General features: G+C 66.1%; 13 protein-coding genes. 3 read left to right on the top strand and 10 right to left on the bottom strand.

Features of this window, described 5'->3' with window-relative positions:
- The 8 genes from HPY83_12745 to HPY83_12780 form a co-directional block, all read right to left on the bottom strand.
- Nucleotides 1–1,045: HDOD domain-containing protein (locus HPY83_12745; GenBank protein ID NPV08814.1), on the bottom strand; the 1,045-nt coding region annotated here is incomplete at its 3' end.
- A gap of 238 nt (nt 1,046–1,283) precedes the next feature.
- Nucleotides 1,284–2,189, bottom strand: coding sequence for a fructose-bisphosphate aldolase (locus tag HPY83_12750; protein NPV08815.1), 906 nt, complete (start codon nt 2,187–2,189; stop codon nt 1,284–1,286).
- A gap of 113 nt (nt 2,190–2,302) precedes the next feature.
- The gene (locus tag HPY83_12755; protein ID NPV08816.1) at nt 2,303–3,601 is read right to left on the bottom strand and encodes an ROK family transcriptional regulator; all 1,299 of its coding nucleotides are present in this window, start codon (nt 3,599–3,601) and stop codon (nt 2,303–2,305) included.
- Between the two features lie 28 nt (nt 3,602–3,629).
- Nucleotides 3,630–4,613 (bottom strand): Gfo/Idh/MocA family oxidoreductase, encoded by a 984-nt coding sequence (locus tag HPY83_12760; protein ID NPV08817.1) that lies wholly within the window; start codon nt 4,611–4,613, stop codon nt 3,630–3,632.
- On the bottom strand, nt 4,610–5,566 hold the full coding sequence (locus HPY83_12765) for a hypothetical protein (GenBank protein NPV08818.1): 957 nt from the start codon (nt 5,564–5,566) through the stop codon (nt 4,610–4,612). The genes HPY83_12760 and HPY83_12765 overlap by 4 nt, the downstream gene beginning before the upstream one ends.
- Nucleotides 5,567–5,603: 37 nt before the next feature.
- Complete coding sequence (gene deoC / locus HPY83_12770) at nt 5,604–6,284, bottom strand: deoxyribose-phosphate aldolase (GenBank protein NPV08819.1); 681 nt, start codon at nt 6,282–6,284, stop codon at nt 5,604–5,606.
- Nucleotides 6,285–6,307: 23 nt separating this feature from the next.
- Nucleotides 6,308–6,952 (bottom strand): fructose-6-phosphate aldolase, encoded by a 645-nt coding sequence (fsa, locus tag HPY83_12775; GenBank protein ID NPV08820.1) that lies wholly within the window; start codon nt 6,950–6,952, stop codon nt 6,308–6,310.
- 49 nt (nt 6,953–7,001) lie between these two features.
- Nucleotides 7,002–7,565 (bottom strand): helix-hairpin-helix domain-containing protein, encoded by a 564-nt coding sequence (locus HPY83_12780; protein NPV08821.1) that lies wholly within the window; start codon nt 7,563–7,565, stop codon nt 7,002–7,004.
- Nucleotides 7,566–7,742: 177 nt separating this feature from the next.
- Between HPY83_12780 and HPY83_12785 the strand changes: the two genes are divergently transcribed.
- Nucleotides 7,743–8,987, top strand: a complete 1,245-nt coding sequence (locus HPY83_12785) for a DegT/DnrJ/EryC1/StrS family aminotransferase (GenBank protein NPV08822.1) — start codon at nt 7,743–7,745, stop codon at nt 8,985–8,987.
- 81 nt (nt 8,988–9,068) lie between these two features.
- On the opposite strand, the gene HPY83_12790 is transcribed toward HPY83_12785, so the two are convergent.
- Both HPY83_12790 and HPY83_12795 read right to left on the bottom strand, forming a co-directional pair.
- Nucleotides 9,069–9,992 (bottom strand): hypothetical protein, encoded by a 924-nt coding sequence (locus HPY83_12790; GenBank protein NPV08823.1) that lies wholly within the window; start codon nt 9,990–9,992, stop codon nt 9,069–9,071.
- Nucleotides 9,993–10,250: 258 nt separating this feature from the next.
- The gene (locus HPY83_12795) at nt 10,251–11,207 is read right to left on the bottom strand and encodes an exo-alpha-sialidase (GenBank protein NPV08824.1); all 957 of its coding nucleotides are present in this window, start codon (nt 11,205–11,207) and stop codon (nt 10,251–10,253) included.
- Between the two features lie 93 nt (nt 11,208–11,300).
- Here HPY83_12795 and HPY83_12800 point away from each other — a divergent pair, with 93 nt between their 5' ends.
- Nucleotides 11,301–12,386 (top strand): site-2 protease family protein, encoded by a 1,086-nt coding sequence (locus tag HPY83_12800; GenBank protein ID NPV08825.1) that lies wholly within the window; start codon nt 11,301–11,303, stop codon nt 12,384–12,386.
- 64 nt (nt 12,387–12,450) lie between these two features.
- A complete protein-coding gene (locus HPY83_12805; GenBank protein NPV08826.1) occupies nt 12,451–13,200 on the top strand; it encodes an amidohydrolase family protein in 750 nt (249 codons plus the stop codon).
- Nucleotide 13,201: the final 1 nt, after the last annotated feature.

The following is a 13,201-nucleotide window of genomic DNA, read 5'->3' on the forward strand; positions in this document are numbered from 1 at the left end:
AGCACTCGAGGATGGAGCTGACATCCTGCCTCCCCAGCAGCGCCGTGGTCACCTTCTGCAACAGCATCAGCGCGTCCATGGACTGGCGGAGACGGCGACTGCGGAAGTTCAGGTCCACCGCCAACTGCGCCAGAACGCGGTTCGCTTGATGCAGCGTACGCTGGAACAGATCGGGCGAAACGGGCTTCAGGCCAAGCGCCGAGCAGATCTGAGACACCCGGCGGTCGAGACCGAGGCACAGCTGCAGGAGCGAATCGTCATCCAGGGCGAGGCTCTTCCGGCTGGTGGGCACGGGGAGCGCCCGCCCCTCGCACCAGGTCGGGCACAGCCCCTGAGTTAGCACAAGCCAGTCCGCTACCTGCACTATCCTGGCGGCGACCAGCCCCGGATCCGGCCCTTCCGGGATGCTGGCGGCATGATGGAGCGAGATGGGCAGCCATAGCTCCCGCGGCAGCGACCATTTCTGCGCCAGCCAGGCGCCTACCTCGGCGTGATCCGTGCCCAGGGCCTCCCGCTCCGCCCGATCGAACGCCACACTGCTGCCCGTCACCGCTCTGAGCAGGCTTTCGTAGCGGTCGGGCAGGTACTGCAGCATGACCAGCTGGCCCATGTCGTGGATCAGACCAGCCACAAAGATGCGTTCCCGGTCCTTGACCCCCAGGCGCCTGGCTATCTCCCGCGCTAGGAGCGCCACCCCGATGGAATGATGCCACAGACGCTCGACATCGGGGCGCTGGGCGCTCTCCTTGGTCTCGAAGGCGCTGTATACCCCGATGCTCAGCCCCAGTGCCCGGACCGCCTCCAGCCCCAAGACCATCACCGCTTCGCGAACAGACGAAACTCCAGCGAACCGGCCGTAATAGGCGGAGTTCGCTAGCCGCAGGATACGCGAGGCCGCGACCTGATCGCTTTCGATGACCGTGGCCAGGTTACCGATTCTCACCTCGGGGTCCGAGCACATCTCCATTAGGCGCACAGCCACGCCTGGCAGGGTAGTCAGGTCTTCGACCTTTCTCTCCAGTATGTCCAGGACACTGCTCTGCATTGTGCGGGGATCCCCCTCCAGCAGTGGTGGCCCGAGCCGAAATGATCAATGGCCAGTGATGACTCTGCAACTTGTGTGCCATGTATCTTCGCGACCTGAGGATTCCCCCGTATCCCCGCACCCCTCCGGTGAACTGGCGCGCAAGAGCGGCCCAAGCTCGGTTTGCCCCGCGATGAACCCCCAACGCAACAGGGGCGGCTTCCGCCGCCCCTGCGTCGCTACAGAACGCCCGCCGTGACTAGGCCGGGATGCCGAAATCTCTCATAATCTCCTGAACCCGTCTGGTGATGGCGATGCCTTCGGCTAGGGGCCGCTGCCACATGTTCCGGCCGAAGATCAGCCCGGTGGCCCCCTGCTCCATAGCGGCGCGAGCCTTGTTCAGCAAGTCCTCGTCACCCATCCGGCTGCCGCCCGAAAACAGCACCATGGTGCGCCCCGCCGACTCCACCACCTTGCCTATGCCTTCAGCGTAGTCCAGAGCCAGTTTGTCGTAGGGCTTCGGGTACAGGTTAGCCTTGTCAGGGTCGTACTCCGGCGCATTCAGCTTGACGATGTCAGCACCCACCTCACAGGCGACCCTAGCAGCGTAGTCCACAGCGTAGATGCTATCCCGACCTCCCTTAGCCTCGATCGCCGCGCCTCGGGGATACGCCCACACGATGAGTGGCATGCCATACCGGTCGCACTCCGAGCGTACCTCGGCAAACTGCAGGAAGTCGCGGTCTTGAGCCGGTGAGCCCACGTAGAGGGTGTATCCGACGGCATCAGCGCCCAGGCGGACGGCATCCTCGACCGTGGCGTCCAGGGGAGAGAACGCCTCAGCGTCTGACGGTATATTGGTCTTGCCGTTGATCTTGAGGATCAGGGGCACCTTGCCGGCGTAGCTACGCATGTACTTCTTGGCCAGGCCAATGTGATACACGATACCGTTGTAGTTGCCCTCAAGGGCCAACCTGGCCTGGTACTCGGGATTGGCGGCATCAGGATTGGAGAAGAAATCCACCGGACCGTGCTCCAGCCCCTGATCTATGGGAAGCAGCAGGAGCGTGCCGTTGCCGAGCCCGCTGCCGTAAAGAAGGCGATGCAGCCTCGTGCGCTTGCCCAGCTCCACGTCCATCGAGTCTATTGTCGCACGTCTCTTCATCCACACGGCACCTTCGGCCATCTCTTACCCTCCAAGCGAAGTCATCCAGCGCGGGCACTACCATGCCCAGGGCTCATGCGCGCTCCGCATTGTAGTCTGACGCACAAACCGTGTCAAACCGCCCCCGGTTCGCGGCCTATGCTCCGGGTCCCCGCCAGGCCGCGGTAGTTCACCTCAATGTCGAAGACGGGGGCCTGCCAGAACCGCTCCAGTACCAGCATGGCCGCCCCCACCAGCACCGTCTTGTCGCCCAGCGTAGGGGTCTCGATGCGGGCCGCCCGCCCCACCAGCGGAAGCGCACAGTGCTCGGCCGCCCTTCTGGCCACAGCCAGAAGCTCCTCCTCCGCTCCCCGCTGGGCATCCACCACCAGAAGCTGCGGGTTGAGCAGGTTTAGGATGTTGAGGACCAGAACCTCCAGGGCGCGGGAGACTCGCTCTACCACCAGCCTCGCGGCCTCGTCCCCGTCCCTGGCCGCGGCGAACACCCGGGCTACCGCCGCCGGCCCATCACCTTCCGACGGGGCCCCAACGTCCACTCCCGCATCGCGCGCCGACTGCACGATGGCTTCGTCCGAGAGGAACGTCTCGGCACAGCCCCAGTTGCCACACCGGCACCGGCGCCCGCCCTCGACCTGCACGACCGTGTGACCCAGCTCCCCGGCAGCTCCTGAGGCCCCCCGGTACACCGAGCCTCCCACCACTATGCCCACGCCCAAGCCCGGGCCGAGAGCCAGGTAGACCAGGTGGTCAACGGTGGCACCTGCCCCCAGCCACGACTCTGCCAGGGCGGGCGCGTTGCAGTCGGTGTCCACTACGGTGGGTAACCCGAGCTCCTCGCTCAGCATGCTGCGGATGGGCACATCGCGCCAGAGCAAATGGGCTGAGTACTCCACCGTGCCCCTCTCAAAGTCGATAACGCCGGGGCAGGCCAGTCCCACTGCCATCGGCCGAGGACGAGAACCGCCCCACTCGCTCACCACTTCGCGCGCCAGCCGGCCTATCTCGGCCACCACCGCGGCCGGCTCCAGCGACTCCAGCCGCCGCTCTCGGCTTCCGACCAAGCAGCCCTGGAGATCAACGAGGCCCACCTCCACCCGATCCACCCGGCGCAGATCCACCGCGACCACGCTGCCTGCCTCTGCCCGGATCCCCAGCATCCGGGGTCGCCTCCCTACGGCGGTGTGGGCCAGTCCGGTCTCCTCCACGTAACCCTGGCGAATGAGCCCCTCCACGATGCGCGACACCGCGGGGGCCGACAGCCCCAGTCGGCTGGCGAGGTCAGCCCGGGAGAGCGGCCCCTCCCGCCGCAGCAAGTTCGCCACCAGCCAGCGGTTGTACTCGCGGATGAACCCCGCCTTGCCCGAACGGGTTCTCCCGTTCCCTTCCGGGCCCCCCGGTCGAGACTGCGTCAAGCTCCTCTCCCCCTTCGTCACGACCACGTCACGCCAGCAAGTCCCGCACCCGGACCGGCAGACCGACCTCAGCGCTCTGGTTCGCCGCCAGAGACACGGCCAGCGACCTGACCGCCTCCTCCACATCGCACAGCACTCTGCTTCTGTCTCCGGTCTGAACCGCGTCGATGAAGTCACGGTCCAAGCTCAACCCCCAGCCGGGGCCTGCTCGCGCTATGCGGGTCTGTCGAGGCCGATGCACCTCGACCTGAGCCGACGTCACGCGCACCAGCAGGTCCCGGGCGACGACGTCCAGGGTAACCGGGACCGGACAGTCGGTGAAGAGCGCATAGGTCGCTTGCACTACGCCCACGGCCCCGCTTTCGAACTCGTAAGCTACCGCCGAGGCGTCCCAGTTGTTGAACCCAGGCTGCCCGGCCCGCGCTCGGGTGGAGTAGCGGGCGTACACAGTGGCGATCTCGCCTACCAGGTAGCGCATCAGGTCGAACAGGTGAGTCACCTGGTCCACCAACTGGCCTCCGCCCTGATCCTTATCCGCTATCCAGCTCACCAGAGGGGTGGTCCAGTACCAGGTGCCGTTGGCCATAGTGATGCTCTGATCCCGAAGCACCTCGCGAACCTCTCCCATGGTGTCCAGGTTGCGCCACTGATAACCTACCGCGGTGATCACGCCTGACCGGCGCACCGTATCTCGGATGGCGAGAGCGTCCTCCATCGAGATGGCCACCGGCTTCTCGAGCAATATGTGAAGGCCGGCCTCGGCTGCCATGTCCACATGCTCGCGATGTAGCCGTCCGGGAGTGGCGATCACCACCGCCTGCAGATCCTCCTGGGCCAACATCCGGGCGGCATCATCGTACGCCCGTGCCCCGTAACGGTCCGCCTGGGCCCGCGCCAGGTCACCGTTAGTGTCGGCCACGGCCACGACCTCGGCTACCTCGAGGTTCGAGAGGCGACGCAGATGCTCCTGCCCCATACGTCCCGCCCCGACGACACCTACGCGCACGCTCACTTGGGCACCACCCGGCTGACCCGAAGCTCGTGTGACCCGTCGGGGCGAGCGAACTCGTAGTAGAACCAGTAGGCTCCTCGGGCGTACAGCCCGTCCACATAGCGGACACAGCCCGAAGCATGAGGAGAGGTCAGCGCCGGACCGGCGACGGTCACCCGCCGGAAGTGCCACAGGTCCGTCGAGACCGCCAGGCCGCACCGTTCCTCGTAGTTCTCCTCCACCCCAGCGGCGCCATCGTAGAAGCCCAGGTAGACCGGCGGGACGTACACCAAGCTGCCCAGCCGGGCACACCACGAGTCCCACCCCGTCTCCGAGGGAGGGAAGACCTCACCGAGCCACTGCCAGCGGACCCCGTCCTCGCTGATCGCCAAGCCGGTGCTCGACTTAGTGAGGCCGGTGTTGTACACGTCTCCGGTGGCGTGCAGCGTTCCCTTCTCCTGCGTACTCAGCCGCTCGGGCCTGGGGGCGTAGCTGACCAGCATGTAGTAGAGGGGACCAATCCTCGCCACCCAGGGGTCCTTGACTCCCTCGGCGTCTACGTCGGCGGCCCTGAAGACGGGCCGCCGGGCGCGGACGTCGAAGCGCTCCGGTCGATCCGCCTCGATGTAATCAATGCGCCACTGGGCGTCCTCGCCCACATACGACAGGTACAGACGCCAGCGGCCCTCCGGCGTGCGGAAGAGGCTGGAGCGTTCCATGGAGGTTGTCCCCAGGTCCTGCTGCGTGGCCGTCCACACAGGCTGGAAACACACGCCGTCAGCGCTGGAGGCAACGTGGCACTCCTTCCCCCGCACCGGCCTGGGCTCGCGCACCCGATAGTACAGGTAGAACCGGTCCGCCTCATCGTCATACAGAGCGCCAGGAGCCCCTACCCAGTAGCCTTTGCCGCTCCCCGTAGGCTCGAGAACGGTCTGTCCCTGAGCCGGCTCGAAAAGGCGAAGCTGCCCGAACATGCGCCTGCCGATAGGCCCGGCTTGAGAGTATTGTACCTCACTCACTGGTCTCTCCTCCCAAGATGCCGACCGCCTCCCGTGCGATGGCGGCTCCGGCGCTGGTACCGATCCGGCTCGCTCCGGCGGCGATCATGGCCAGAGCGGTCTTGAGATCACGTATGCCCCCGGCGGCCTTCACCCCCACTGTGGCAGGCACTGATTGCCGCAGCAGGGCCACGTCCTCAACCGTGGCTCCGCCAGGGCCGAACCCAGTGCTGGTCTTGACGAAGTCGGCCCCCGCCTCTACCGCCAGGGCACAAGCCCGCCGCTTCTGCTCGTCCGTAAGGTATCCCGTCTCCAGGATGACCTTGAGCCGGCCACCCGCCCGGTGACACGCCTCCGCCACCGCCTCCATGTCTTCCGCCGCCCGCCCCTCTCTGCCGGACAGGAACAGGCCCAGGTTCAGCACCATGTCCACCTCGCTGGCCCTCAGCGACAGGGACTCGCTGGCCTCTGCCACCTTGGTGGCCGTGGTGGCGGTGCCGAAAGGAAAGCCGGCCACGGTGACCACCTTCACATCGCTACCACTAAGAATCCGGACTGCGTCCGCCACCCAGCACGGCGCCACGCAGACGGCGAAGAGGCTGAGCGACAGGGCCTCGGTGCACGTTCGCTCCACCTCGCCGATGGTGGCATTGGCTCCAAGAAGAGTGTGCTCCAGGTGCGCGCGCGGGTCCAGCACAGCCCGGCCTCCCGACCGACTCACTGGGGCACCCGGGCCCAGTCGGCCAGGAACTGCTCCAGTCCCACATCGGTCATGGGGTGGCGGAACAACTGCTCCACCACATCCAGGCGGGAGGTTACCACCTCGGCACCCGCCAACGCCGCCTCCAGGATGTGCATCGGATGCCGGACCGCGGCCACGATCACCTTGGTTCCGTAACCATAGTGCCCGTAGATGGTCTGGATCTGACGGACGATCTCCATGCCGGAATGGCCAATGCCATCCAGCCGACCAACGAAGGGGCTGACGTAGGTAGCTCCGGCCTTGGCCGCCAGGAGGGCCTGAGCGGCGTTGAACACCAGGGTGAGGTTGGTGCGAATGCCCATACGCGACAGCCGCCATGTGGCCTTGATCCCCTCCTCGATGGTCGGTATCTTCACCACTACATTGGGGCCGATGGAGGCGATGTCCTGCGCTTCCGCCACCATGCCGTCGGCTTCGGTAGCCACTACCTCCACGCTGACGGGGCCGTCAACCAACTGGCAGATCTCCTCCACCACTTCCCGAAAGCGGCGGCCGGTGGCCGCAATGTGAGACGGGTTCGTGGTCACTCCGTCCAGGATCCCCCATTCCTTGGCTCGGCGGATCTCCTCCACCTTGGCCGTGTCCAGAAACAGCTCCATGTTCGTTGTCCTCTATTGTCCTTGGTGTTCAAGGCGCTCGAATGCGCTTCTAGCGCACCGTCACCAGCCCTCGTAGGCCATCGAGAGTCTTCTCCCCGATCCCCTGCACGTTCATCAGCTCCTCGATGGTGCTGAATGGCCCCCGGCTCTCGCGATACTCGACGATGCGCCCCGCCAGGACCGGCCCGATCCCCGGCAGCATTTCCAGCTCCACCACTCCGGCCTGGTTTATGTCGAGTGGGGCCAGGGCCCGGCTCGGCTGCTCGCCGGGCACGTGGACCACCGTCCCCTCGCCCAACGGAAGCATGGCATCGATCGCATCGGCAGCCGCCCCGGCCAAGGGCCCCCCTGCAGCCGCCACGGCGTCGGCCACGGTAGCGTCCGCTGGCAGGCGGTATATGCCGGGGTACCTGACCGCGCCACTAACGCAGACGGTAACCTCTCGCCCTCCGAGAGCTCTGGCAGTGGCCGCCGTGGCCAGCGTGATGGGCTGCGGGTCCGGCCAGCGCAGGGCCACGACCACCAACCCTATGACCGCCAGGTTCGCCAACACCGAGGCAGCCACCACCCGCGCGAGACCGCCCCTGCCGGGCGCTGGAGTGGTTGCGCCCACTGCCTCCGCCCCTCGTGAGATGGCCAATTGTCCTAGATTGCCCTAGACTAGTCAACGTCTCGTGCAGCAAGGCACTTCCGGCCAGCACCGCCGCCCGCTGCCATCTGGACGCGCGCGCCGGGTCAGCGGCGGCGTTGGCCGCACAGTCCCCGCAAGGGCCACCAGGAGGCGTTTCGCATGTCCGACAAGCTAGCCATCGAGGGTGGGTCGCCGGTGAGGCAGGAGCCTTTCCCCACACGCATCCAGATAGACGAGCGGGAGATAGAAGCAGTCCTGGCTCTCCTGCGCCGAGTCGCCGACCAGGGGGGAGCATTCGACCGCTACGGCGGCACCGAGGTAGACGCCTACGAGCAGGAGTTCGCCGCCCATGTGGGCACTCGCTTCGGGACGGCGACTAGCAGTGGCACTGCTGCCATCCACAGCGCTTTGGGCGCTCTGCGGCTCGACATCGGCTCGGAGGTCATCTCCGCTCCCATCACCGACCCGGGCGCGGTCATGCCCATCATCTGGTCCAACTGCATTCCCATCTTCGCCGATGTGGACCCGGAGACGGTGAACATGGATCCCCAGTCGGTGGCGGAGCGAATCACCGACCGGACTCGGGCCATCATCGTGTGCCATCTCGCCGGTCAACCCGCCGACATAGACCCCATCATGGAGCTGGCAGCGCGCCACAACCTCTACGTCATCGAGGACTGCGCTCAGGCTCATGACGCCGAGTACAAGGGCCGCAAGGTGGGTTCCATCGGGCACCTGGCCGCCTTCAGCCTGATGAGCGGCAAGCACAGCACCGCCGGTGGTCAGGGCGGCATGGTGCTAACCAATGACGAGGAGCTGTACTGGAACGCCAAGCGTTTCGCCGACCGGGGCAAGCCCTTCAACAGCGACGAGACGTCGAACCTATTCCTGGGCATGAACTACCGCATGACCGAACTCCAGGGAGCCATCGGGCGGGTCCAGCTGGAGAAGCTGCCCGAGATCGTGAATCGCCGTCGCCGGGCCGTGGAGATGATCCGCGAACGCACGGACGGTCTCCAGGCCATCCGCCTGGGCAAGGTAATCAAGGATGTGAACCCGTCGTACTGGTTCCTGTTCCTGCGGGTGTACCCCGAGCGGCTGCGCGTGCCCAAGGCCGACGTGGCCGCCGCTCTGCGGGCGGAGGGCCTGCCGGTGTCCGCCTCCTACGCCTGGGTCATGCCCGATACCTACTGGATGCAACACCGGGCTACCTACGGGGAGTCTCGCTGCCCCTGGGTCTGCCCTTACTACGGCCGCGAGGTTAGCTACGAGGGCAAGCTCCCGAACGCCCACCTAGCCCGAGAGAACCACATGACTCTTGCCGTCCACGAGTGCTATGGGGAGAAGGAGTCCGAGGACATCGCCGCCGCCTTGCGCAAGGTCGAAGGAGCCTACCTGAAGTAGGCTTGCTCCTTCGAGCACGTCAGACGGGGAAGGGGGATCCCCCTTCCCCGTCTCTGTAAGCCTCGAGCTTCGAGGTACGCGTTAGCGCATGCTGATCTCGACGTTCTCCGCCACGCCCCCAAGGATGGTGTAGGTACCGGGCACCGTCTGCAGTACCGAGCCTGGTACGTATGGCGTCACCGGGCCGTGCGCTACCAGCCGGGCGATGAACCTCTGCCAGCTCATGCTCCCTGGCGGCCCGCACATCCCATCCAGCCAGAAGCTGCGGTCCCGCGCCCCCAGTATCTGAGCTGGGCCGATGGTGGCCGCTTTGGGCGGTACCCAGGACCAGTCGCTGTTGAACGAGTGCAAGGCGTTCTGCATGATGGTGATCGGGTGCAGCTCCACGATCCGCGGCCCGGCCTGCTTCCAGGCCTCGAAGTCCCCTCCGAAATCATCGGCCAGGTGGGGTTCCCAGAAAGCGATGTGGCCGGACCAGCCGATCCCCCCGTAGCAGACGTCCGGGCCGCCCGCGTCCTCGATCATCTTGCCGTAGTCCCCGATGTTATCGCTATTGGGGAAATGGATGTTCGCCTCCAGCATGCGCAGCTCTGGGTCTATGCGGCCAAAGAAGCTCTCCCACATGGCGGTGGCGAAAGAGCCAGGCCAGTCCGGTGGGGCGGTTCGGCCCTCGTCATCGGCGTACTCATCCATGTTGAAGGTGTGGACGTGCCGACAGCTTATGCGCAGCCGGTTGATCATCTCCGTGGCTATGGTGTACTGAGGCACCGGCCCCACTGGAAGGATCATGACCAGGTTGCGGCCTTCCTCGGCAGACTGAGCGATTCGCTGCACAATGTCCAGGGCGAAGGCGGCATAGAACTCGGCCGAGTCTTCGATCACACGGATGCGGAAGTCGGGGTTGCTGTGCTTAGTGATGTCCTCCTTCTTGATGGCACGGGCCTTGGCGCAGGCCTCGGCGTCGCGGAAGGCCAGGAAGGCAGACGGGTTGTACGTGAACGGCATCGGTGCTCACCTCCGTAGAAATGACTCAGCGCTCGGCATCCCGAAGCGGCCTGCCAGGCCCGGGCCGGCTACCTTAGCCGCAAGTGGAGAGTCAGGACCCAGAGAAGAGATTCCCTCGCTCCCGGAGCCCTGACGACGCACACGGCCCTTCTCACAAGTAGCACGACTGCTATCGCTCCTATCACCGCGGGCGACACCAAAGGCGACCCCACGTCCGATCACCTCGGCCAACTGGATGGAGAGGCATCTCCGCCGCACTCAGCGCGAACGCGTCTCGTAGATGCAGTGCCGGATCGCCCTTCGGCGATGAGTGTACAGCAGGTGAAGCCGCTCGTCCGGCCCCTCCAAGAGCACCGGGTAGCTGAACTCACCCGGACCGGACGCCACTATCGCCTCTCGTTGCCAAGTCCGTCCCTCGTCCCGGCTGACGGCCAGAGCCAGAGGTGTGCGCCGCGAGCGGGATTCGTTGTAGGCCAGTACTAGGCGACCGTCGTGCAGCCTCAAGGCGTCAATGCCGCTGTTCGGATTCGGCAGAGGCGTCGGCTCCGGGTAAGCCCAAGTCCTGCCGCCGTCCTCAGATTGGCTGTACCAAATGCTTCCGCCGCGGCCTCCGGTGCGCAGGTACATACCCACCCGGCCGTCACCCAGAGGCACCAGTGAGGGCTGTATGACCCCCTGCGACGTGGTGAGGTGGCCCCAACGCGCCCCCAGCCGACCGTCTCTCCACGTGGCGACGTGGGCGCTCCAGTCCCTCTCATCGTACAGCGGCAGGAGGACCGGGCCCCCATCGAGCTCCAGCGGACGAGCTCTGGTCATCCAGCCCCACTCCTCGCGAATAGCCGAAGGGGCGTCCCAGCGTACCCCGTCGGGCGAGGCAGCGGCGAACACCTTGCATTCGTGCCACCAATGGCCGACAATGGTCACGTAGAATAACCAGGTGGTGCCCGATTTCGCCCGCCACAATACGGGATTGCCATCGGCCTTGCCGGGCGTATCCACTAGCACCGTGGGAGGATCCCAGATCAGGGCCTGGCAGTCGAAGCGCGAGTAGAGGATGGCCTGGTCGGGAGCCGTCTCGTAGCTTCCGGCATACCAGGCGGCGCCGAGCCGGCCATCCCCCAGCGCCGATACCGTGGCGCAGTGGCACGAAGGCCAGCGAGCGTTGCTGCGAAAGGCGTCCCGCACTGCAACCAGTTTGAGACAGGGTGGCGTCATGCAGTCGCGTCCTCGGTCAGTGCCGCATTCTAGGGGGGAGCCACAGCCCGGTCAAGGAGCCGAGTACGCCACCTGGAGGGAGGCGAACCGCCTTTGAGCCTTGCCGATATCGAGCGTCTGCGGGCCATCGTGGACGAAGTCATGGCGGTGGACGATTCCATTCAGCTGGAGCAGCCACCCGGCGCGGTGATTTTCCGCGGCCGGCTCCTGGCCGACCCGGCGGAAGCCATCGAGGCCGTCGGAGAGCGCTTTCGTTCCCGAGGCTACTTGACTACTCTGGATCGCCAGCGCGGCACCGACATCCTAGCCGCCATCCCGCACTCTCCCCCCCAACACCGTACCCGTCCTCGGTTGGCTCTAGCCCTTCTGCTGGCGACCCTCGCCAGCGTGCTCCTGGTGGGCGGCACCATGACTCAGCCCGACCTGGAGAGCGTCCTGCGCCGCCCCTTGAGCGGCCTGCCCTTCGCTGTGTCTCTCCTGGCCATTCTGGGCACCCACGAGATGGGCCACTACCTGGTCGCCCGTCGGGGCGGAGTCCAGGTCTCGCTGCCCTACTTCATTCCCATGCCTCTGGGCCCCCTGGGTACCATGGGGGCCTTCATCAACATGCGCTCTCCCCCGCGCAGCCGCAGTCAGCTGCTCCGCATCGGCCTGGCGGGCCCACTCAGCGGGCTGGTGGTCGCCATAGTGGTACTGATCTACGGGCTCAAGACCTCCACAGTGGGTCCGCTGCCGGAAGGCCAGGCTTTCCTGCAGGAAGGCAACTCCGTCTTCTATCTTGTGCTCAAGCGCGTCATCCTGGGCCGCTGGTTGCCAGGCGCAGGGTTGGACGTGGACTTGAGCCCCGTGGCCTTCGCCGGTTGGGCGGGGCTGCTGGTGACGGGGCTCAACCTGATCCCCGCCGCCCAGCTCGATGGGGGTCATGTGGCGTACGCTCTGCTGGGGCGTACCGCCCAGATACTGACCGTGACCATCGCCGCCGGCATGTTCCTGCTAGGTCTCGCCTGGCCGGGCTGGTACGCTTGGGCAGTGCTCATCCTCCTTCTAGGCTCGCGCCGGCACCTGGTACTAGATGACGTGACACCTCTGAACTGGCGGGAACGACTGCTGGCCGTCCTCGGACTGCTGCTGGCTGCCCTGCTCTTCGTGCCCGTCCCCCTGATGCTGGTACAACCATAGCAGGCAGCCCCGCTCTCGAGACCACCGATCTCGCCGGGCTGCTGCGGCTAGGAGGCGAATGCCAATGGACCTGTTCGACGTGAACTGCTTCCTGGGCCGATGGCCGACCGAAGCTTCGCTGACCCCGGATGTGGAAACGCTCCGCCAGGAACTCGACCGGATCGGCGTGCGCGGGGCCCTCGTCCGCCACACCTGGGGCTGGTGGTACGACCCCATCGAGGGCAACCAGGCGCTGCTGCGAGCCCTCGAGGGCCATCCGGAGCTCCGCCCGTGCCTGGCCGCCGCGCCTCTTCCCGAGGACGTGGGCGGCCTGGACCGCTTTCTGGCCCACCTGGGAGACAGCCGCGCCGGCGCAGTCTGCCTCTATCCTCAGGCGCAGCGTTTCAGCCTCAGCCGCCCGTTCGCCGGTGACCTGCTGGATGCACTGGCAGGGGCAAGCGTTCCCGTCCTGCTCCAACTGCAGGAGACCTCCTGGGAAGCGATCCAGGAGGTGCTGGTGGGCTGGCCCGGTCTTCCTCTGGTGGTCGCTCGGGGAGGCTACCGCATCCTGCGCTACCTGATGCCCCTGCTCCAGACCTACCCTAACCTTTACGTGGACATCGCCTATCTGGCTGACAACCTGGCGATCGAGCACATCACTACTACGGTAGGTCCTGAGCGCCTGCTTTTCGGCACCGGCACCCCATTGGTAGACGGCGCTGGCTCGCTCGCTCGTCTTATGTACAGCACCATCTCCGACAGCGACAAGGAACTGATCGCCTCCGGTAACGCCAGGCGCCTGCTGGCAGGCGTCCGGCTTCCCCAGGCCGCGTGAG

This window comes from Anaerolineae bacterium (assembly GCA_013178015.1).
GTDB lineage: Bacteria > Chloroflexota > Anaerolineae > DRVO01 > DRVO01 > Ch71.